The following is a 22,286-nucleotide window of genomic DNA, read 5'->3' as shown; positions in this document are numbered from 1 at the left end:
GAATAATTATGGAAAACGTCGCAGTTCAAAAACAAGAAAAGAATAAAACTGAAAAGTTTTCTATGAAAGAGAATCTTGCTGGAAGAGTTTATCGTTTTCCTAAACCGTCCACTGAAATGGAAGCTTTGCAGCCTGTTTTTGAAGCGGTAAGCAACGCTATTCACGCGCTTGAAGATTCTAAGCAAGAAGATTACAAAAGCGCGGGTAACATAGATATAGAAATCAAAGATATAGATAAAAATGAAACACTTGAAATTATAGTTAAAGACAATGGTGTAGGATTGGATGATGAACACTTTCAAGCTTTTCGCACTGTAGATACTAATTTTAAATTAGAAAAAGGAGGAAAAGGAGTTGGGCGGCTGCTATGGTTGGATACCTTTAAGAAAATACGAGTTAAAAGTATATTCCTTGAAGAAGATCAGCTTTACCAGAGAAGCTTTACATTTTGTTTGGAAGAGGAAAATCAGATTCTTGATCATTCAAAAATACCTCTTATTAATCAAGAAGTAACCGGAACAGAAATTATTTTTACCGGTTTAAGAGATGTAGCGTACCAAAAATATTTTCCACGCAAAACTGAAGCAATTATCGATCATATTGGAGCACATTTTTTTTCAGATTTAATTTTAGAACAACTTCCTCAAATAACTTTTCGTGATGATCAGATCTCTGTCAATTTAGCGCAGAAAGTTAAAAAATATTTAGTAGAAAATAGGGGAGAGATTACACTTGAAACCGCAGATTTTGGTTTATTAAAAATTCGTAATTTTATTTGCATGGCGGATGCTAACCTTAACTTTAAAGGGAAGAACCACTATCTACATCTTTTCGCACATGATCGTACTGTGACTACTGAAAGCATCGATAACCTTATTGGTTTTGGAAAATTTGGAACCCAAAAGCTGGTATATCATGGTTGCATAAGTGGCCAATATTTAGATGATAGAGTTAATCAAGAAAGAACGCATTTTTCTTTTAAAAATAGTATATTAAAAGATATTTTACGTGCCGTTGCCAACAACATTACACAGAGTGTTCTTGCTCCAGAAAATGAAGAGTATGAAAGAAAACGTTTAAATACATTAAAAAAGTTTTGTAAAACCCATCCCTCCTATCGCTTTGAGAGTTATGAAAAATTATTAGAAACACTTCCTAAAGCTGCAAAGAATACAGAGGGGTTTGTTAAAACACTGGCTATTCACAAACTTAGGAGAGAGAAAAAACAAAATAAGAGAATTGAAGAAATATACCGTGAAATTACTGAAGGAAATGCCAATACAGACAGCTTTTCTCAAAAAGTTTCTGAACTTGCAAGAGAAGTTAAAGATGAAGAAACAAGACAGTTAGCAGAGTATGTTATCCGTCGTAAAGTTATACTTAAAATTTTAGAAGGATTAATAATAGAACTTAAGAAAAATGTTAATGGTCAAGAAGTACCACATCTAGAGAAAACATTGCATAAACTTATTTGTCCAATGCGTGTTCGGGGGGATGATCCTGAATCTCAGGAAAATTTAACACATGATTTATGGATTATTGATGAGCGATTAACATTTACAAAATACTTTGCTTCGGATGTGCCTATCAATCAAATCATACAGGATAGTACAGAAAAAAGTCGTCCTGATTTATTATGTTATAATCAATTATATGCCCTAGGACTTGAAGGTCGTCTTGATGCAGATCTGGACAGGCTAATGTTGGTGGAGTTTAAAAGACCAGGTCAGAAAAAATATAAAGCGGGTTACACCCCCATGGAACAAATAAACAAATACCTTAATAAACTTAAAGGAAAAAGTATAAAGACATTTGATAATAAGAAAATAAAGATTTCAGAGCAGTGTGTTTTTTATTGTTATATTATTGCCGATATAGAAGGTGAACTTAAAACGCAAACGTCGACATGGCAGAAAACAGCTAATGGGCGAGGGAGAACTAATCTTCTACAAGGTGATTTTCGAGGATCCGTTGAAATAATAGAATGGAATGATTTATTGCAGGATGCAAAATTAAGGAATGAAGCATTTATTTCTAGATTAAAGGTTTAATTTTTAGATGCGATAGACAATATCTTCGCACATTTAAAACAGTAGCTAACCAAAAACTAAAAGCTTTATCCCCTCCCCACTTTTGAAATGGGGAGATGAATCGTGTTTTAAACTAAGCCGCTTTCACAACAGATCTTGCTAGAACGCGCTTAGCTTCTTTAATGATGGCTTTATATTTTCTATTCTCTTCATCTACTCTGAAGGCATCAATAAGACGAACATGTATTGGACCCAGAAGATACAAAACTTTTTCACCAGCGTTCATACCTTCCCAATAACTTGGCAAATCAAAGCGTGTATCACGGTCATAATCAACAGCTTGGGTTCTCAGTTTCTTTTCACATTCAATAAAGTAACGGCGTGCTTGACGTCCTTTCTCATTGCGTTCAACCATGGAAAGTTCTTTCGCCATGTCTAAGGTGAGGTGATATTCTATGCTTGGACGACCGCCTTTAGGTTTTACTCTTTTTTGAGTAAAACTCACAAAGTCTTGATTTTCTTGAAAAGAATATTCTTCAATCCGTCGTGAAATCCAATCGTTGAAGCGTATATTAACGTCTAAAAACGTATGTAACTCACGCGCGTTAACGGTTTGAACAGTTTCCTGATCAATGATTTGTTCCGTAATTTCTATAAGAGTGTTCATAGCGAACTCCTAGTTGTTAGATGTTTTTCATTGACACTTTTTATAAAAATGCCGGGTGCTGAAAAACACGGCAACTAGCCCGTCGTTATGCTTTCCCCGTAAAGGGTATTATATGGCATAACCACACCCGACAAAGCTATTATATGCGTCTAGCATACAATGAGTCAAAGCTTTTAAATTGCGGAAGATCAGTTATTTCGGCAACCAATCCGCTAGTTGTTTTAAGGTGTTTTTCAAGCACCTCATTCGACAATAGACACATTGTTATAATCCTGTCAAGCCTCTCCTGATATAAAAGACGCCCACTGCTCTAAAAGAACATGTCGCTGTTCTAAAAAATCCGTTCGCATGTAGGCTTTCGTCACTGAACTCCCAACTGTATGTGCAAGAACAGTTTCGGCAATCTCAAATGGTGTTGACGTTGTCTCTGCTATCCAATCCCGTAAGCTTGAACGAAAACCATGTGGACGATAAGTCAAACCGCAAAGTGTCATATATTTTGCCATGGTAGCATCCGAAATCGGTTTGCCTTTAAGACCAGAAAAGAGAAAACCATTCTTTTCAAAGGGGAGAGTTTTTTCAATAACTCTCAAAGCCTCATCACTTAGTGGCACGCGAAAGTCTGAAACTTTCCCTACAATACCTTTCATGTTTTCTTTTGGTATCGTCCATATATTTTTGTCAATTTGTTCAAGGCGCAAATAGCGCAATGGATATGACCGTGCTCCCGTCAAAATGAGTAACTTCAGTGCTAAATTTGAAAGGATCTTATCATCCAAGCTTTGATAAAAAACCGGCACTTCTTGCCATGGCATAGCAGGAATATTTGTTGATGTCGCATGTGGTTTTCCTAAAAGCGCGCGTGCCTTCATACAAGCCTGTAAATCAACATCTAAACCAAGAGCCGCAGCATATTTCAAGCAAATGTTGATACGGTTAAGTGCTTTTCGCGCTGTGTCTGCTTTTTCATGCCAAAGGGGTGAGAGAACATTGCGAATGATATTGGCTGTTAATTTTTCTATAGGTAAATTACCTATGTGTGGAATAACGTGCAACTCTAGTGGAGAAAACCAGCGGCCGTTTTTGCCTTCATTTTTCAACTCTGCTTTTTTGCTTTCAAAAGCCGCTTTTGCAATTTCTTGGAAGATATTGCTTTGCTGTTTTAAAATAGTCTGTTCTCGAAAAACAATAGGATCATTGCCTTCTTTGAGAATATCACTATAATGTCTAGCAAGTTCGCGCGCCTCTTTTAAAGAGAGTTTTGCAACAGGACCAAGTCCCATTTCACGGCGTTTATTGTGGTGCGTATAGCGAAAAAACCAAGAGCGTGTATTGTCTTTTCGAACATTCAACCATAGCCCTGCCCCGTCACAATATTTTCCTTGTGGAGACGACTTTACGAATGATGCTGATAACCGATGAATCGCCCTCACTTAACGTCCCCTCTCGTCCACCTTTTAGACCACCTTTAATTTCTGATTTGAGATTTTTTCTTTAATACTTAATTTTTTTATTGAATCATAAAAAGCTATAGACATCAATACATCCTTGCGCATCTTTACGTAATTTGATTCTTGCTAATAAAGCCTGCCTTGCCGGCATGCGGCACCATTCACTTTATGCTATAAATAATTCATTGATTTTATTTATCTTTTTCAAAGTGTGGAAGCACGTAAACGAAAATCTGGAAACAGAATTTTCAAGCGCGCGTTTATAAAGCGCATCCCTTTTTGCCGACTCTTTCTAAGAATTCTTTGAATTCTGATATATTGTGAAACATTATGCAATGTTCTAACAAACACACTAATAATTTCATAACTAAATGAGTCAGAAGACTTTATTACAAAAACTTCACGATAAGCATCAACATCTTTTATTAAAGAACTATAATCTTTTAACTATATTATTTTCTATGAAGTTAAAAATCTTTTTCCCAAGGCGCTCTGTTTAAATTTTTTATTTTTAGCTTTAATATTCTTTTTCAAAGAGATGTGGACTCTCAACAATAAGCTTTTCTCGCGCTTTTTGTAACTGTTTAATGACTTCATCAATTTTGGATGGAGAATAAAAGGATTCTTGGCTATCCAACAAATGTTGCCTCTCCCTCCCCTCATAAAAACACTGTATCTGAGATTGAAGTATCCTAATCTCTTGAAAAAAGAGGCGCCCAGTTTCTTTGAAACCATTATTCAGTGAAAAAAGTTGATCAGAAATTGATACCAAAATTTGTTTTAAAAAGCGCTCACTTTCTTGACGTTTACGATATTCTAAAATAAGAGCATAACTTATCTCATCCAGCTGTTTTTTTGTGGAATCAATTTGACGCAATAAACTTGGTTTTTCCCCCATATTACCTTCTCTCACCTTCAAAAGCATAGTATGAATATCTAATAACTGAACTGCGGAATGAGATAAATAATCAACTAATGTAGGCGTATAGGCATAGCGCTTTCGTGCAACCATCGTAAACTACTCACCTAATGACTGGTTTTTACATTCATCCCGCTATTTATCTTTTATTTTACAAAACCATTCTAAAGAAAGTGCTAAAAAATACTGTTTTTCATTCATTTATATTTGAAGAAAAAACTTTACTCTTTTCACACTTAACGTCGAGTTAATGGAGATAATAGACGTACAGGTGTATAAAGGATAAGATGCGTTGTTTTCTCCAACACACTGCTACTATCAGCAAGAAGTGCCTGACTAGGTGATAATTCTGTACCCTGCATAATTGTTGAAGCTAAAGAACCTTCTCGAGAAAGAGCCATCAATGTTGGCGAAGACGCAAAAACATTGTGCGCTCCACCATCAATATGAGAAAAATCAAGAACAGCGATACCATTTTTGCGCAACATTTCAATATCTGAACCATCACCAACACGATGATGACCACCTGTAAGACGCCCGGAAAAAGCAAGAGCTTTATCCGCTCGAGATACCAAAATGGCTGTTGGCTGAGGTAATCTCTTAATATCATTGAGTTGACGCTCAAACACATCAATATCAATATCTGGCGCGGCCATCAACAAACTTGTAATACGGCGAATAGGTTTATATTTTCCCTGTAATGCTAAAGTTCTAAATGCCTCCATTATGACAAAATTTCCCATAGAATGCGCAATAACAGAAATTTGATCAGCATCGGTTTGGCTGATGAGTGTCAAAAGCTCTATGAGTCCATCACGCGCAAAATTGGCACTGTCACGGTCATAAATATAAAGAGGTACTGATCCAGCAGAGGGCCATGAATAGTGTACAGCGACAACATTTAAAGAATAATCGTATGTAAACTGAGCTGTACGAAATGTACCATCTGCAAAATTATTATTATAACCATGAATAAAAAGGAAAATTTCTCTTTTTCCTTTTGGTTTTTTTGCCAAATCTGCATTTAATTGCTGCTTAAACTGCTCTTTGTTATCATATTTTTGCAATGCAACTGCTGCAAAATACTTATCATGAGTAGGTTTGTACGCGTTTATTTCAACAACACCTTTCACGTGCTGTTGAGGGATTCCTACGTCAACGCGATTATAATGTACTTTATTTGATCGCTCTGCTCCATAAGGTTGAGAATAGTTGTTTTGCATCATACGACTTGTTGCAACATACACCGGTACGATAGCTTTTGGAAGAATCGGTCTCCCTTCAACTTCCCTTTGCACTGCAACCATAGACGGTGTTGCATGTACCCCATGCCAAAGCACAGCACGCGATTTGCTACACGCCGTTAATAAAGTAACACAAATAAAGAATGCTAAACATTTTAAAAATATTGTAATTCTCACTACAACTCCACCCAACCCTATTGATAAAAATTCAATATTTCAAATCTCTACAAGGTAAAAGAATAAAATTCTACCAACCTGAAATAAATCATTACTAGGAATGCACACATAAAATAATACACAAAGAAAAACCCCTCTACAATGCACAAAACAGCATTCTTCTCAGATAATACAACTTACACCCACTACAGAGAATTTAAAATGGTGCGGTCGAGAAGACTCGAACTTCCACGGGTTGCCCCACAGCGACCTCAACGCTGCGCGTCTACCAATTCCGCCACGACCGCATGTGGTGAAGCAAAACATATAATTCGCTGGCTTTAACAAATCACAAAGCAAGGTACAAGCCTATTTTCGCTTTCCCATGATTTATTTTACTTGAATGGCCTATAACTTAATGTAAACCTCAAAATAAGGTTTTACTATAGCCTTTGAACCATCGTCATAAAATGAGCCTGTATACCTTGATCTTTTGCATAACAACCATGAAAACTCGTTGTAATCGTTGTAGCACCTTGCTTTTGGATTCCTCTCATAGCCATACACATGTGCTCAGCTTCAATCAATACCGCAACACCACGAGGTTCAAGATGTTCTTCTAAAGCACGGGCCACTTGAGCTGTCATAGCTTCTTGTGTCTGTAAACGACGAGAAAAAACGTCTACCACGCGCGCAATTTTTGAAAGGCCAACAACCTTTTTATCTGGAAGATACCCGATATGAGCTCTACCAACAATTGGAATCATATGATGCTCACAATGTGAATAAAAAGAGATATCTTTTACTATTATCGATTCATTATATCCTGAAACCTCTTCAAAAACTGTGCCCAAGATCTCTTCAACCGATTTGCTATAACCTATAAAAAGCTCACGATATGCTTTAGTTACACGTCTCGGAGTATCTAGAAGCCCTTCTCGATTTGGATTTTCCCCCACCCATAAAAGTAATGTACGAATCGCTGCTTCCACCTCTTCAGAGCTAGGACGCCTTTTCCCAGATAAAAACGGATCTATTGTAGCTCCTTTAATAACATTATGCATTTAAAAACTCCAAGCTTACCCTTTACAAAGCATTTGCAACATATCTACTTTATTTTGTATAATCTCTATATAAGTGAATTAAAAGCTTAAACAATCACGACTCTCGAAATTTCAGGCAATAGCTCATGATTGACGATATCTACAGTGATAAAATACTTGAATATGCCGCGCATATAAGCAGAATCGGACATCTTAATAATCCGGATGCAACTTCAAAAAAACATGCATACCTCTGCGGTTCAACAGTCACTGTAGATTTAAAAATAGAAGATTGCATCGTTACAGACTTCGCCCATGAAGTGCATGCATGTGTATTAGGACAAGCTGCGGCTTCACTTTTAGCATCTCATATCATAGGACAAACAACACAAAATCTTAAAATGTTACGTGAAGTTATCTATCATATGCTAACGAAAGATGGTCCTCCTCCTCAAGCTCCATTTGAAGCGTTTTCTTGCTTACAGCCCATTAAGAACTATAAAGCACGTCACCCATCAACAATGCTTCCCTTTGATGCAATCTTAGATTGTATTCAAAAAATTGAAGAAAAATAAATGCTCAAATCACAGCCTCAACGAAAAAAGAAAAAAACTCGAAATTATACGGGCCCTTGGCAAAAAACACCTGGACGATTACTTGGCATTTTCTTGATACGTTTTTACCAAATAACACTTTCTAGTTTTATAGGAAATCAATGTCGCCATGCTCCAACCTGTTCAGAGTACACTTATGAAGCGATCGCACGCCATGGACTATGGGCTGGAGCATGGATGGGGCTTTTTCGTATCATGCGTTGTGGTCCATTTGGAACATATGGATTTGATCCTGTCCCCACCTCTCTTGGAAACTCTTGTTGTTTTTATAAACCTTGGCGTTACTGGAAAATTTCTATAAAACATAACAAATAGTTCTTTTCTTTTTTCATATGTATTGATAAAAAATCAGACTATTGACCTTAACTGATTATTACTAAGTTTTTACAAAACCATCCGTAATCGTTGGCGGAATTGGATTAAAGGAGTGTTTTATGTCTTGCTCTGTTTCTCTTTCATTTCCCGATGGTTCAAAACGTGATTACCCCACCAAAATGACTGGTTTAGAATTAGCAGAATCAATTTCTAAATCGCTTGCAAAAAAAGCAATCGCCTATAACCTTAACGGAAGCGTTCGAGATCTCTCGGATCCTTTAGAACAATCTGGACAAATAGAAATTATTACACGAGAAGATCCACGTGCTCTTGAACTCATACGTCATGATTGTGCACATGTCCTAGCTGAAGCAGTACAAGAACTTTTTCCTGAAACGCAAGTAACAATAGGCCCTGTTATTGAAAATGGTTTTTATTATGATTTTGCACGTCAACAACCTTTTACATTGGATGATCTCACCATCATTGAAAAGAAAATGCATGAAATTATTCAACGCAATAAACCGTTCAAAAAAGAGATTTGGTCCCGTGAAAAAGCTAGAGAAATTTTTTCTGCAAAAGGTGAACTTTATAAAGTTAAGCTTATTGATAGCATCCCCGAAAATCAAGATGTAAAAATCTACTATCAAGGTGATTGGTTTGATCTTTGCCGCGGCCCACACATGCAATCTACTGGACAAATTGGAAATGCTTTCAAGCTAATGAAAGTTGCAGGGGCTTATTGGCGTGGCAATGCCAATAATCCAATGTTAACGAGGATTTATGGTACAGCATTTGCGAACGAAAATGACTTAAAAGCCTATCTACACATGCTAGAAGAAGCTGAAAAACGTGATCATCGCCGCTTGGGACGTGAAATGGATTTATTTCATTTTCAAGAAGAAGGACCAGGAATGGTTTTTTGGCATAAAAAAGGCTGGAAAATGTTCCAAAATTTGATCAACTATATGCGTAGACGTCTTGATGATCATCAATATGCTGAAGTTAATGCACCGCAAGTTCTCAACAGATCACTCTGGGAAATATCTGGCCATTGGGGGTGGTATAAGGAAAATATGTTCAAAGCAATTCCAGCAGCTGATGATTGGGATAATGAAAATGTTTACGCTCTTAAACCAATGAATTGCCCTGGTCATGTACAGATTTTTAAACATGGTTTAAAATCTTACCGCGATTTGCCTATAAGGCTTGCTGAATTTGGTCTTGTCCATCGTTATGAGCCTTCAGGCTCTCTCCATGGTCTGATGCGTGTACGTGGCTTTACACAAGATGATGCACATATTTTTTGTACAGATGAGCAGTTAGCCGATGAATGCCTCAGCATTAATGATTTGATCTTATCTACTTATGCTGATTTTGGATTTAAAGAAATTAGTCTTAAACTTTCAACACGCCCAGAAAAACGAGTTGGATCTGACGCATTATGGAACCATGCAGAAGATATTATGAAGACCGTCCTTAAGACTATTGAAAAAAAATTCTCAGGACAAATCAAAACAAGTATCCTTCTAGGTGAGGGTGCATTTTATGGTCCAAAATTTGAATACACATTAAAGGATGCTATCGGTCGTGAATGGCAATGTGGAACAACACAAATAGACTTTAATCTTCCTGAACGTTTTGGTGCATTTTATATTGATAAAGATTCAGAAAAACGTCAACCCGTTATGATTCATCGCGCTATTTTGGGATCAATGGAACGTTTTCTTGGTATATTAATCGAAAATTTTTCTGGACATATGCCGCTTTGGCTTGCGCCTGAACAAGTGGTTGTAGCAACAATTACATCAGAAGCCAATGAATATGCAAAAAAAATAACGGCAAAACTTAAAGCTGTTGGGCTTTCTGCAACATCAGATTTGCGTAATGAAAAAATTAACTATAAAATACGAGAACATTCTTTACAAAAAATTCCCATAATTTTGGTATGTGGCAAACGTGAAGCTGAGACAAATACTGTAAACATGCGCCGCTTAGGAAGTACGGATCAAGTCTTCTTGTCTATAGAAGAAACAATTAAACAACTCACAGATGAAGCAACAGCACCAGATCTGCGCCGTTTAATAAACGCCTAACATACACTAAAAAAAGAGAAGAGAGGTATTGTTATCGTGCTCTGTCAAGCACTCTTTTACATTCAATGAGTTCAAAAAGTGTTTCCTGCAACAATGCTTTATCAGTCTTGTCTTTGTAAACATTAACAGAACCGATAGATGCTTCCCCTTCACTTCTCATGAAACTCAAAAGCCCAAAAGAAGACTTTCTAGGCTTACTGCTAGTAGATTCAGAAGTTTGTTCTGCATATTTCTTTTCTATCACGACATTCATGGCATCAAGATCACCATTACCAAATGCAGTAACAAAAGCAACACCATTCTCTTTCAAAAGACGCTGCACACCTTTTATTGTATAACCCTGCTCGTATAGTAACTGTTTAATACCATTGAGCAAATCAACATCAACTGGACGATAATAGCGCCTCCCACCACCACGCTTCATTGGTTTAATCTGCCTAAAACGCGTTTCCCAAAATCTTAAGACATGCTGTGGAAGCTCCAATAACTCGGCTACTTCGCTAATTGTGCGAAAAGCATCAGAGCTCTTATCCATTTTGCAACACCTTATCTAAAACACTACAAATGATTCTATAATGATCCATCAAGTTTCAATTTCTCAACAAGATTAGTCAAAAATAGGACCATATTTTATTACATTTTAACTAAAAAGCTTTTTACTTAAAACAAGATTCCAAATTCTCATCTTATCTAAATCTCTTTAACAAATACTAGACACAGTAACAGCACTTAATTTATACAACATTATTCTTTTGTCTTGCACGATGCGAATCTAAAATTCTTTGTTTAAGTAAATTTGCAGCCTTAAATGTTACGACACGTCGCGGTGGGATAGGTGCTTCAATACCGGTTTTAGGATTACGTCCAACGCGCTCACTTTTATTACGGACTTGAAAAGTTGCAAAAGAAGACAACTTAACTGCTTCACCTCTCACCAGTGAATTGCAAATTTCGTCCAAAATCATCTCAACCAAAGCTGCTGATTCAGTGTGTGACAAGCCCACTCTCTTACAAACTACGCTCGCCAAATCTGCACGCGTTACTGTTTTACTTGTCATTATAACCACCTATTTAAATATTTAAAATTACAAAATGACTTATACGTTTTATTCAAATATGGTCAAGCGACTATAATCTACCAACGAATAAGAATTGCCCCCCATGTAAATCCACCTCCCATAGCTTCTAGCATAATGAGATCGCCTTTTTTAATTTTTCCATCACAAAGAGCCGTTGTTAAAGCCAATGGCACCGAAGCTGCAGATGTATTACCGTGTTGATCAACGGTAATCACAACTTTATCTAAAGAAATTCCCAATTTTTTAGCTGATGCTTCAATAATACGTTTATTAGCCTGATGAGGTACAAACCAATCTAATTGTGAAGAATCTATACCAGCAGCTGCAAAACAATCATCAACCACATCTGTTATCATACCAACTGCATATTTGAAAACTTCTCGTCCTTCCATACGTAAATAGCCCGTTGTTTGCGTTGTTGAAGGGCCTCCATCTACATACAGCTTATCAATATACGCACCATTAGAGCGCAATTTCGTAGACAATATGCCACAATCAAAGGCAACATTCCCTTCATTTTCCTGTGCCTCCAAAACAGCAGCCCCCGCACCATCACCAAATAAAACACATGTCGTACGATCTTGCCAATCCAAAATTCGAGAGAATGTATCAGATCCAATAACTAAAACTCTTTTTGCTACTCCGCAGCGTAAATAGCTATCTCCTATTGTTAAAGCAAAAATAAAACCTGAGCAAACAGCTTGAATATCAAAAGCAAATCCATGGCTCATTCCCAAAGCATGCTGAATTTCAACCGCAGAAGCAGGAAAAGTACGATTTGGTGTTGATGTTGCTAAAATAATACAATCAATATCTTTTATTGTAAGTCCAGCATTTATAAGTGCCGCTTGTGCTGCTTCAACTCCTAAAGAAACAGTTGTTTCATTTTCATTGGCAATATAACGTTGGCGTATTCCTGTACGCTGAACAATCCATGAATCAGATGTTTCAACAAACTCCGCAATTTCATCATTCGATAAGCTTTTTTTTGGCAAGGCACTTCCTACACCACGCATAACGGATCGAATCATTCGTCCCCAACCTTTTCTTCATATTTCTTACTTATATTATAAAAGCTTATCATAAGGACTCTCCATTTATCGACACTTCTTCTTGATCAAGAAGTGTTTCTTTATTCTCATGGAAGCGTCGTAAATCAGCTGTTATTTTTTTCAAAAGTCCATTATTAACCATCTCATAACCAACGCGGATAGCAGAAGCAAAGCCGTTAGCATTAGCACTACCATGACTTTTTATGACAACGCCATTCAAACCTAAAAGCACTCCACCATTCACCCTATCAGGATCCATTTTGCGTTTTAGCGTACGAAAAGCACTCCGCGATAAAAAATATCCAAGAGATGTTAAAAAAGAACTGCGCAATGCGGAGTTTAAGATTTCTGCTATCTGCCTCGCGGTCCCCTCTGCGGTTTTTAAAGCAATATTACCAGCAAATCCTTCTGTTACAACAACATCCACTGTTCCCTTTCCAATATCATTACCTTCAACAAATCCTTTATACTCTAATCCTTCTAATTGCACTTCACGCAATATCATTCCAGCTTTTTTAATTTCATGAAGGCCTTTAACCTCTTCAACACCCACATTTAAAAGCCCAACACTTGGTCTTTCAGTATGATATAAAGCGCGAAACATACCTGCCCCCATAACCGCCAAATCAACCAACTGGCTAGCAGATGCCCCAATCGTTGCTCCAATATCCAAAACAATACTCTCACTGCGAAGCGTTGGCCAAATACCAGCAATCCCAGGACGTTCAGCCTCTGCCATCATTTTTAAACAAAAATAAGACATTGCCATAAGTGCACCAGTATTGCCCGCAGAAATGCAAGCATCAGCCTCGCCATTTTTTACCGCTTCAATTGCATACCACATTGATGATTTACCGCGCCCATTACGAAGTGCTTGGCTTGGCTTCTCATCCATACGTGTATAACTCTCTGTGGGATAGAAGCGCGATACAGAAGCCAAACAAGGGTATTTTTTTAAAACTGGCTTAACAATTTCTTCTACACCATAAAATAGAAAATAAACATTGGACAAATATTTTTGTACAATTGCTGCTCCTGCAATAGTTTCTTCCGGACCATAATCACCGCCCATTACATCCACAGAAATTCTAATCACGTTCGCATATCCCACATCTTTTTACGCTTTTAAATACATATTACAATTTTTTACTATTAAACAACTACAAAGCACACCGTGCGAAAATAGCTCCGCAGAAAATACCGTTTTTATAATGCTATACAATAGATAATTTTTTTATGTTTTTACAACCGCTTCCAACTTCTCAAAACAGAAAATGGCGATAATTTTTGCTCAGTTTCTTCCAAATTTTCCGGCACACACATTTTTACCCCCTCCTTACGCGGATAATGATTAATGGACAACTCAAAAAATTCTTCCATAACTGCACCAATATCAATTTTATCACCATAAAACACTTCTGGCGTATCTAATCCTTCCACATCTAAAAACAATTCTCCTGTATTTTCCGACATTTTTGGCTTCATTAAATTTGAATCTTCAGGAACAAAAACAACCTCAATATTTTCACGGAGAACATTTTCTAGTGGTTCTAAGGTGACAACACATAACTGCATTATACGCGCCCGCAATAGACCTTTTATACGTACCCCGCGCTTTTTCCACGGGAAAATATGGAATTTTCCCTCACAAGACTTCACCTTAACTAAATCATGATTCTTAGCTAAATGAGCACATTCTCGCTGGTTTGCACAAATATGAACCCTTATACCTTTGGCAGGAAGGGAGCGTACTGATATTGGATAAGCCAAAGCAAATGTTATTTGAGAAACATTTTGAACATTCATTGACAACTCCCAAATACAAAAGGGTGTAATACACTGCACTTTTATTTAGCCAAAGTACATATCATTCATTTTTCTCTTTTCTAAAGAAATTCTGTATGGCATAATCCATTTTATAACAGGGAAACTCAATGTAAGCTATGGCAGATTAAGTTAAAATGAGAAAAAATTGAGGTTGCCTTCTTGTCATATATCTAATTATAAGGGAGATATCATTGTTTCAGGTGCCCCACATAGTGACCTTAATCAAACAAAAGTTATTGATTGGTCTATTAATAGCCAGCATGGTAGCAATCGGCGGTTGTAGTATTTTTGATTCTTCAGGTACAAGCCAAATCTACCAAGAAGGTTACATCCTTGATAAAAATGCTCTTAGTTCTATTTCTGTTGGATCAAGTCAGGAGCAAGTCATTTTAACTTTAGGGACCCCCTCCCTAAAAACAAAATATGATAATGAGGTCTTCTATTATATCTCACAAACTCGCTACCGTGCGATGCAGTTTATGAAAACTAAAATTATTGATCGTAAAGTTTTGGCTATCTACTTCAATAAAAACAATCAGGTCAGTAAAATAGCTAACTATGGTCTACAAAATGGCCAAATATTTGATTTCATCGCACAAACAACACCAACTGCTACAAGAGAGCAACCTTTCTTAATCCAGATTATTAAAGGTCCTGCGAATTTACCAACTTATAACTAACTTAAGGTGTGACGATTTGCATACAATCCTGATAATGTCAGAACTGATAATATTGGGATTGTAGCATTGCTTTTAGGAGCGAACTTTTTTTGCCATACTGTCAAGAATTGCATTGACGAGCTTTGGTTCGTCACCTTCAAAAAATGCCTTTGCTATATCTACATATTCATTCATAACAACAGCAACAGGGACATCATGGCGGTTGATCAACTCCCATAGACCTGCACGCAAAATTGCACGTAGTATAGAATCAAGACGTGAGAGTGACCACTCTGCAGAAAGTTGTTGATGAAGCATCGGATCAAGCTGTTTTTGATTCTTTACAACACCTGTGATAATAGCCAAAAACCATTGAAAATCAGCATCAAGATACTGATCTCCATCAATATTTTTTCCTAAACGATAAGCTTCATATTCAGCCGCCGTTTCCATCACACCAGAACCAACTATATCCATTTGATAGAGTGCTTGAACTGCAGCGAGTCTTGCTGCTCCACGTTTATTGGCTGAACACGGAGAATGTCTTCCTTTTATATCAGACATATTTAATGATTATCTCCAAATCTCTTTTTCAGAGCGATCATACATAAAGCAGCTTTAGCAGCAAAACCACCTTTATTTTTTTCATCCTGTTTTGCACGCGCCCATGCTTGATCTTCATTTTCAACAGTCAAAATACCATTTCCAATAGCCAAATGTTGATGAACAGTTAAATCCATTAATGCGCGACAAGAATTATTCGCAACAATTTCAAAATGATAGGTTTCACCTCGAACGACACAGCCAAGTGCTACATAACCATCGTAAGGTACCTTACTTTTTTCGGCAAAAACTATTGCACTTGGTATTTCTAATGCACCAGAAACTGTTACAATATCATAACTTGCTTCGGCTTTTTGCAGAACATTCACTGCACCTGTAAGAAGTGCATCAGAAATCCCATCATAAAAACGCGCTTCAACAATCAGTACATACAACTTTTGATGTATCTCTTTTATCATAACGGAATCTCACAAGAAAAAAGAGGAAAAGAATCTGAAATCATAGAGCACAAAATTCTAAAAACTAATAATAAAATTTTTGCTTATTCATCTTTTATTTTTAAGCCTGAAAATTTTGCAGCATAACGAGCAAACTGATCGATTTCTAAGTTGACCTTATCTCCAATCTGAGCTTGCCCCCAAGTCGTCATTTCAAGTGTATGACGAATAATCAGAACATCAAAAATACAATCTTCAACACAATTAACGGTCAAAGATGTCCCATTAAGTGCAATAGAACCTTTGTTTACAATAAAGGACGTAAATCGTGTTGGAATTTGTAGGAAAAAACGAACTGCATCACCTTCATTTTTCTGATCAATAATCTCAGCCAAACCATCAATATGACCAAAAACCAAATGTCCACCTACTTCATCACCCAGTCTAAGGGAACGTTCTAAATTAATAGAAGTTCCTTTTGTCCATTGTGCAAGATTAGTCAAACGCAATGCTTCTTCCCACGCCTCCACAGCAAACCAACTGGTATCTGCTTGCGTTGATCCTCTCTCAACAATTGTCAGACAAATTCCTGAACATGCAATTGATGCACCAATTTCCAAACTTTCTATAGCATAGCGCGTAGCAATATTTAAACGCACTCCTTGCTTTAAAGGTTGAACATCTTCCACACAACCGATATCCGTTATAATCCCTGTGAACATAACGTTTTACGCCTCCATTTATAAAAACGGTCATTTCCAAACATTCTTGACTCAACTTCATGAAATTGCGAGAGATAATTTCCAAAATAAGGGGCTTCAATACGGTTTTTTCCTAAGATAACGGGTGCATAAAAACATATCAAATGATCCACACAACCAGCATTTAAAAATTTTTCCCCTGTCTTTACGCCTCCCTCAAGTAAAATACTATTGACACCACGTTGATAAAGCAGCTGTAAAATGGCAAAGGGTTGTATGCAACCATTGCTCATTTCTACCGAATACACAGACACACCACACTGCTCCAGCGCATTTTTTTTGCTTTTCTTTGAAGGATTTGTATCACAAATAACCCATGTAGGAATTTTTGTTGCTGTTTGGACAACTTTTGCATCAAGTGGAATGCATAAATCAGCATCCAAAATGATACGTATCGGCGAACGCATCTCCATCCCTGGCAAACGGCAATTTAATTGTGGGTCATCCGCTAATATAGTACCAATACCAACAAGAATAGCATTATTTTGAGCTCGTAAAATATGAGTATGAGCGTGAGAAATAATTCCACTAATTTTTATTCCACCCTGCCCTTTTTTTCCTACACCATTATCAGCAGAAATTGCCATTTTTAAAGTAACGGCACAGCGTTGCAACTTCCTTATACACCAATGCGTACACAACGCTTCAAAAGCTTCTTCAGCCAGAACACCCTCAACCACTTCAATACCAGCCGCGCGTAAAAGAGCAATACCACGACCATCAACCCGCTTATCTAAATCAGTAAGAGCAATAACAACTCGTGAAATACCTGAATCAATGAGTGCATTCACACAAGGGGAAGTTTTGCCATAATGCGAACAGGGCTCTAAAGTCACATAAGCAGTAGCACCCTGAGCTAAAGCACCCGCCATGTGTAAAGCTTGCACTTCAGCATGAGGCCTTCCGTGAACAGCTGTTACACCATAGCCCACAATGGATGTTCCTGCACCGTCATCGTTTCGCACAATCAATGTGCCAACGGAAGGATTCTCACCCGTAAGACCAACATGACGTTCCGCTAAACGGATAGCTGCAGCCATAAACCGTTCATCTTGCACTTTTTTATTCATCAAAACGAGATTCTGTATCGGTTATACTCTTTGACAACTCGTCTATAACATCGTGAAAATCACTTGCATTACGAAAATCTCGATAAACAGAAGCAAAACGAATATAGGCAATATCATCAATACTTTTCAATGCTTCCATCACAAGAAGCCCAATTTTTTCCGAAGAAATCTCTGATTCCCCCAAACTCTCGAGTTGACGTACAATGCCAGAGATTGCTCGCTCAATATAGTCTGGATCAATATTGCGTTTACGCACAGCTATATCAACTGATCGCATCAACTTATCACGATCAAATAGCTCACATCGACCACTTTTTTTACAGACCAAGAGCTCACGTAATTGAACACGTTCAAAAGTTGTAAAACGACCACCACAAACAGAACACACACGTCGACGACGAATGACTGCTCCCTCCTCTGCAGGACGCGAGTCTTTTACCTGTGTATCCTCATATTGACAGTAAGGACAGCGCATCTCTTTTATGCCTTTAACAAGTGCTGAGACAAGAGTAAAGAGGAAATTTATTCGTTATATCCTCCACCTTTTTCTTAACAGCCATCTCAACGGCATGGTTCTCCTCATCGTTTTTTACCATCCTAAGGCCATCAAGAACTTCTGAAATCAACTCACCAATTTGAATAAACTCTTTTTCTGCAAAACCACGTGTCGTCACAGCAGGTGAACCTAAACGAATTCCTGATGTTATAGATGGTGTTTCAGGATCAAAAGGAATACCATTCTTATTACAGGTAATATGCGCCCGTCCCAAAGCCAATTCAGCACGTTTTCCTGTCAAATTTTTGGAACGCAAATCAACCAACAATAAATGGTTGTCTGTACCACCAGAAACAATATTAAAACCATTACTCTGTAATGTTTTTACTAAGGTTTTCGCATTGGCAACAACATTAGCACTGTAACTCTTAAAAGAAGGTTGTAAAGCCTCTTGAAACGCAACAGCCTTAGCCGCAATCACATGCATTAAAGGACCACCTTGTAGACCGGGGAAAATCGCCGAATTAATCTTTTTGGCTAAAGCTTCATCATTAGTCAATATCAAGCCACCACGAGGACCTCGCAATGATTTATGCGTGGTAGTTGTTACAATATGTGCATGTGGAACAGGTGAAGGATGAACACCACCAGCAACTAGACCCGCAATATGAGACATATCAACAAGGAAATAAGCACCGACCTCATCTGCAATTTCACGGAACCGTTTCCAATCCCATAAACGAGGATAAGATGATCCGCCTGCTATAATAAGTTTAGGCTTACGTTCCTTTGCAAGCCGCTCAACTTCCTCCATATCAAGAATCTGATCTTCTTGACGTACACCATAGGAAACAACGTCAAACCATTTTCCTGACATATTGACGGATGAACCGTGCGTAAGATGACCACCAGCATTTAAGTCCAATCCCATAAATGTATCACCAGGCTGAAGTAAAGCTAGAAATACAGCCTGATTCATTTGACTACCAGAATGAGACTGAACATTCGCAAAAGCAGCACCAAAAAGCTGTTTTGCCCTTTCAATTGCTAAATCTTCAACGACATCAACAAATTGACAACCTCCATAGTAGCGCTTTGTTGGATAACCTTCTGCATATTTATTGGTTAAAACAGAACCCTGTGCTTCAAGAACAGCTCTTGAAACAATATTCTCTGAAGCAATCAGCTCAATTTCATGCTGTTGACGCTCAAACTCCCTCCTCATTGCATCAAAGATTGCAATATCAACAGTTTGCAAAGTATCATTAAAAAAGCGCTTTTGTGTGTCATTTTGTTGCTGAGTCATAAAACACATTCCTAACATTAAAAAAATAAAGTCATTGAACGATAACACAGCAAATCACGCAAACCAAATATTTAAAACCACTTTCACTCAAAAATGGTATAAACATTTATCTTACCCTTTGTAACATAAACAACGAAACTCTTCTCCCCACACAAATATGATGCAAAATGGGTATTAAGTTTTCTCTCATATACTCTTACTTGTCACACTTTTTAAAAGCAAAAAGATATATAATCTCAAGAAATTCAATAATTTAATGACTATCATTTAAATTGGTAATAGTTTAAAATAATTGATAATGTGATAAGCTGAATATGGCAGAAAAATGAGTTCAAGGCTGGCAGAATGACAACGAAGGTTTTTATTGATGGTGAACATGGAACAACCGGATTACAGATACAAAAACGACTAGCAGAACGTTCGGATTTTAAATTACTCTCTCTTGCTCATACAGATCGACATAACATTGATATTCGACGGGACTATCTTAATCAAACCGACATTGCTATTTTGTGTCTTCCAGATGATGCTGCACGCGAAACAGTTAGCTGGCTTAAAAATAACAAAAACATTAGAATTATTGATAGTTCAACAGCTCACCGCGTTGCCTCAGACTGGGTTTACGGTTTTCCTGAAATGACTGCAGGACAAAAAAAGCGTATCCAAGCAGCACACTACGTGACCAATCCAGGATGTTATCCTACCGGTGCAATTAGTTTGATTCGTCCACTCCGTGAAGCAGGCCTGCTAGATGCTTATTATCCGATATCAATTAACGCAATCTCCGGCTATACTGGTGGCGGAAAACAATTGATTGCACAAATGGAAAACCAATCTCACCAAAATGATATTCAGGAAAATTATTTTATCTATGGTCTCAATCTTGCACACAAACATATCCCAGAAATCAAAATCTATGGACAGATCCACAAAACACCCATTTTTGTACCAAGCGTTGGTCGTTTTCCCCAAGGAATAATTGTAAATCTTCCACTACATCGCCACTTATTTACAAAATCAGCTAATTGTTCTAATCTACGCGAAATTCTTGAGAACCATTACGATGGGCAGAACCTCATATCAGTTGCATCACAAGAAGAAACTGATGCACTCACAAAACTCAATCCAGAATACTTAGCACATAAAGATGGGATGAAATTATTTGTGTTCGGCAATGAGCGTGAAGGAATTTTCAATCTTTGCGCCATATTCGATAATTTGGGGAAAGGTGCATCCGCAGCTGCTGTCCAAAATCTCGACTTAATGCTTTTAGGGAGCTAAACTTCTCTGAGTGCAAATTTTACTCAACAGCACGGATACGCTCCTTTTGTTGCTCGCCAATGTGCAACTGAAAAACATAAGATTGCTAACGCAACAGTTTGATGAATGAGCCCCAAACTTATGGGAACTTCATGTAACAACGTAAGAATACCCAAGAGTGCTTGAATAATGATCATAATGCATATAATGAATGCACGATGAGAATGAGTTGAATGTGGAACGTTTTTTTGTACATACAAAGCATGAATGACTGCTACAACAAACAAAAAATAAGCAAAAAAACGATGAACAAATTGAACCGTTAAAGAATTTTCAAATAAATTGAGCCAAACAGGATTATGCTGCAACAATCCATCAGGAATAATCTGCCCATCCATAAGTGGCCACGTATTATAAACTTTTCCAGCATGGAGCCCTGCAACTAAACCACCGAAATAAATCTCAATCAAAATAAGAATAACAAGCCAACCGGCGAAAGATTGAATCCCTTGATTGGTTGGTTTTTCTGAATATTCTGTGAAGCCTCGAGATAAATAAGTAACAAAAATAATAACAAAACACGCTGTTATAAGATGAAATGCTAAACGATATTGACTCACACTTGTTAAATCACTTTGACCAATACCCGAAGCCACCATCCACCAACCAATAAAACCTTGAAATGCAATAAGAATCGGCACGATAGTAAGTTGGAGAAAAGTATTTTTTTCAATACGCTTGGTCGCCCAAAACCAAATTAAACCCAATAAGGCCACAAGACCAACAAGGCGCCCGAGAATGCGATGCGCCCATTCCCACCAGAAAATTACCTTAAACGCACTTAACGTCATATCACGATTAAGCAGCTTATATTGCGCTATCTGCTGATATTTTAAAAATTCCTCCTGCCATTGCTCCACACCAATCGGTGGAATAACACCATGAATTGGCTTCCATTCGGTTATCGATAACCCTGATCCCGTCAGACGGGTAGCTCCCCCCACTAAAACAATTGCCAAACAAAGAAATAAAATAAAATAAAGCCACACTTGAATTTGTTTTCGATATTTCTTTTGCAACGGTGTCAAAACACCATCATTCAATTTTTTTACAGCCATCTCTAATTGCCCCACGCCTTTCTCCAACCATAACTTATTTCAAAATCTAAATATTAAGTCTTAGCCATTTTTTAATATGTATAACAATCTTAGCGCAAAACAAGCGTACAACTTATAACATG

23 protein-coding genes and 1 tRNA gene are annotated in these 22,286 nt (G+C 37.5%); 6 read left to right on the top strand and 18 right to left on the bottom strand.

Going from position 1 to position 22,286, the window contains the following annotated elements; translation table 11 throughout:
- Positions 1-8 precede the first annotated feature (8 nt).
- Positions 9-2,051, top strand: coding sequence for an ATP-binding protein (locus LBE40_RS02885; RefSeq protein WP_252615221.1), 2,043 nt, complete (start codon positions 9-11; stop codon positions 2,049-2,051).
- A 112-nt stretch (positions 2,052-2,163) separates the two neighbouring features.
- On the opposite strand, the gene LBE40_RS02880 is transcribed toward LBE40_RS02885, so the two are convergent.
- The 6 genes from LBE40_RS02880 to folE form a co-directional block, all read right to left on the bottom strand.
- Entirely contained in the window at positions 2,164-2,697 is a 534-nt protein-coding gene (locus LBE40_RS02880; RefSeq protein WP_252615220.1) for an antA/AntB antirepressor family protein, read from the bottom strand.
- Between the two features lie 275 nt (positions 2,698-2,972).
- Positions 2,973-4,130 carry a tyrosine-type recombinase/integrase gene (locus tag LBE40_RS02875; protein ID WP_252615219.1) on the bottom strand — a complete coding sequence of 386 codons (1,158 nt, stop codon included), beginning with the start codon at positions 4,128-4,130 and terminating at the stop codon, positions 2,973-2,975.
- Between the two features lie 535 nt (positions 4,131-4,665).
- The gene (locus LBE40_RS02870) at positions 4,666-5,160 is read right to left on the bottom strand and encodes a hypothetical protein (RefSeq protein ID WP_004858854.1); all 495 of its coding nucleotides are present in this window, start codon (positions 5,158-5,160) and stop codon (positions 4,666-4,668) included.
- A 143-nt stretch (positions 5,161-5,303) separates the two neighbouring features.
- Positions 5,304-6,488, bottom strand: a complete 1,185-nt coding sequence (locus LBE40_RS02865) for an alpha/beta hydrolase (RefSeq protein WP_004858856.1) — start codon at positions 6,486-6,488, stop codon at positions 5,304-5,306.
- 202 nt (positions 6,489-6,690) lie between these two features.
- Positions 6,691-6,775: transfer RNA gene (locus LBE40_RS02860), tRNA-Leu, on the bottom strand.
- Between the two features lie 135 nt (positions 6,776-6,910).
- On the bottom strand, positions 6,911-7,531 hold the full coding sequence (gene folE, locus LBE40_RS02855; RefSeq protein ID WP_004858858.1) for a GTP cyclohydrolase I FolE: 621 nt from the start codon (positions 7,529-7,531) through the stop codon (positions 6,911-6,913).
- Positions 7,532-7,656: 125 nt separating this feature from the next.
- Between folE and LBE40_RS02850 the strand changes: the two genes are divergently transcribed.
- The 3 genes from LBE40_RS02850 (at position 7,657) to thrS (ending at position 10,535) form a co-directional block, all read left to right on the top strand.
- Complete coding sequence (locus LBE40_RS02850; protein ID WP_004858860.1) at positions 7,657-8,085, top strand: iron-sulfur cluster assembly scaffold protein; 429 nt, start codon at positions 7,657-7,659, stop codon at positions 8,083-8,085.
- On the top strand, positions 8,086-8,439 hold the full coding sequence (gene yidD, locus LBE40_RS02845; protein WP_004858862.1) for a membrane protein insertion efficiency factor YidD: 354 nt from the start codon (positions 8,086-8,088) through the stop codon (positions 8,437-8,439).
- A 119-nt stretch (positions 8,440-8,558) separates the two neighbouring features.
- A complete protein-coding gene (gene thrS / locus LBE40_RS02840; RefSeq protein ID WP_004858864.1) occupies positions 8,559-10,535 on the top strand; it encodes a threonine--tRNA ligase in 1,977 nt (658 codons plus the stop codon).
- A 31-nt stretch (positions 10,536-10,566) separates the two neighbouring features.
- Here the strand turns inward: thrS and LBE40_RS02835 are convergent, their stop codons facing one another.
- The 5 genes from LBE40_RS02835 to LBE40_RS02815 form a co-directional block, all read right to left on the bottom strand.
- Positions 10,567-11,070 (bottom strand): MerR family transcriptional regulator, encoded by a 504-nt coding sequence (locus tag LBE40_RS02835; protein ID WP_004858866.1) that lies wholly within the window; start codon positions 11,068-11,070, stop codon positions 10,567-10,569.
- Positions 11,071-11,269: 199 nt separating this feature from the next.
- Complete coding sequence (locus LBE40_RS02830; RefSeq protein ID WP_004858867.1) at positions 11,270-11,593, bottom strand: integration host factor subunit alpha; 324 nt, start codon at positions 11,591-11,593, stop codon at positions 11,270-11,272.
- 77 nt (positions 11,594-11,670) lie between these two features.
- Positions 11,671-12,645 (bottom strand): beta-ketoacyl-ACP synthase III, encoded by a 975-nt coding sequence (locus tag LBE40_RS02825; protein WP_004858869.1) that lies wholly within the window; start codon positions 12,643-12,645, stop codon positions 11,671-11,673.
- Between the two features lie 49 nt (positions 12,646-12,694).
- Entirely contained in the window at positions 12,695-13,762 is a 1,068-nt protein-coding gene (plsX, locus tag LBE40_RS02820) for a phosphate acyltransferase PlsX (RefSeq protein ID WP_004858871.1), read from the bottom strand.
- Positions 13,763-13,908: 146 nt separating this feature from the next.
- Positions 13,909-14,472: a YceD family protein gene (locus LBE40_RS02815; protein ID WP_004858874.1), complete on the bottom strand. Its 564-nt coding sequence runs from the start codon at positions 14,470-14,472 to the stop codon at positions 13,909-13,911.
- A 221-nt stretch (positions 14,473-14,693) separates the two neighbouring features.
- Between LBE40_RS02815 and LBE40_RS02810 the strand changes: the two genes are divergently transcribed.
- Positions 14,694-15,173: an outer membrane protein assembly factor BamE gene (locus LBE40_RS02810; protein ID WP_040296947.1), complete on the top strand. Its 480-nt coding sequence runs from the start codon at positions 14,694-14,696 to the stop codon at positions 15,171-15,173.
- A gap of 72 nt (positions 15,174-15,245) precedes the next feature.
- Here LBE40_RS02810 and nusB read toward each other — a convergent pair whose 3' ends face one another.
- The 6 genes from nusB to glyA all read right to left on the bottom strand — a co-directional run bounded on the left by nusB (position 15,246) and on the right by glyA (position 19,786).
- On the bottom strand, positions 15,246-15,716 hold the full coding sequence (gene nusB, locus LBE40_RS02805) for a transcription antitermination factor NusB (RefSeq protein WP_004858877.1): 471 nt from the start codon (positions 15,714-15,716) through the stop codon (positions 15,246-15,248).
- A 2-nt stretch (positions 15,717-15,718) separates the two neighbouring features.
- A complete protein-coding gene (locus LBE40_RS02800) occupies positions 15,719-16,174 on the bottom strand; it encodes a 6,7-dimethyl-8-ribityllumazine synthase (RefSeq protein WP_004858879.1) in 456 nt (151 codons plus the stop codon).
- Positions 16,175-16,257: 83 nt separating this feature from the next.
- On the bottom strand, positions 16,258-16,875 hold the full coding sequence (locus LBE40_RS02795) for a riboflavin synthase (RefSeq protein ID WP_004858882.1): 618 nt from the start codon (positions 16,873-16,875) through the stop codon (positions 16,258-16,260).
- Entirely contained in the window at positions 16,857-17,984 is a 1,128-nt protein-coding gene (gene ribD, locus LBE40_RS02790) for a bifunctional diaminohydroxyphosphoribosylaminopyrimidine deaminase/5-amino-6-(5-phosphoribosylamino)uracil reductase RibD (RefSeq protein ID WP_004858885.1), read from the bottom strand. Before ribD ends, LBE40_RS02795 begins: the two co-directional genes overlap by 19 nt.
- Positions 17,977-18,459 carry a transcriptional regulator NrdR gene (gene nrdR / locus LBE40_RS02785; RefSeq protein ID WP_004858888.1) on the bottom strand — a complete coding sequence of 161 codons (483 nt, stop codon included), beginning with the start codon at positions 18,457-18,459 and terminating at the stop codon, positions 17,977-17,979. Before nrdR ends, ribD begins: the two co-directional genes overlap by 8 nt.
- A gap of 13 nt (positions 18,460-18,472) precedes the next feature.
- Positions 18,473-19,786 (bottom strand): serine hydroxymethyltransferase, encoded by a 1,314-nt coding sequence (gene glyA, locus LBE40_RS02780; RefSeq protein WP_004858892.1) that lies wholly within the window; start codon positions 19,784-19,786, stop codon positions 18,473-18,475.
- A 345-nt stretch (positions 19,787-20,131) separates the two neighbouring features.
- Here glyA and argC point away from each other — a divergent pair, with 345 nt between their 5' ends.
- Positions 20,132-21,067, top strand: a complete 936-nt coding sequence (gene argC / locus LBE40_RS02775) for an N-acetyl-gamma-glutamyl-phosphate reductase (protein ID WP_004858896.1) — start codon at positions 20,132-20,134, stop codon at positions 21,065-21,067.
- 23 nt (positions 21,068-21,090) lie between these two features.
- Here argC and LBE40_RS02770 read toward each other — a convergent pair whose 3' ends face one another.
- Positions 21,091-22,179 carry a COX15/CtaA family protein gene (locus LBE40_RS02770; protein WP_004858897.1) on the bottom strand — a complete coding sequence of 363 codons (1,089 nt, stop codon included), beginning with the start codon at positions 22,177-22,179 and terminating at the stop codon, positions 21,091-21,093.
- Between the last annotated feature and the right edge of the window lie 107 nt (positions 22,180-22,286).

It is taken from the genome of Bartonella taylorii, from assembly GCF_023920105.1.
Lineage (GTDB): Bacteria > Pseudomonadota > Alphaproteobacteria > Rhizobiales > Rhizobiaceae > Bartonella > Bartonella taylorii.
This window is presented reverse-complemented; position numbering and strand designations above follow the sequence as displayed.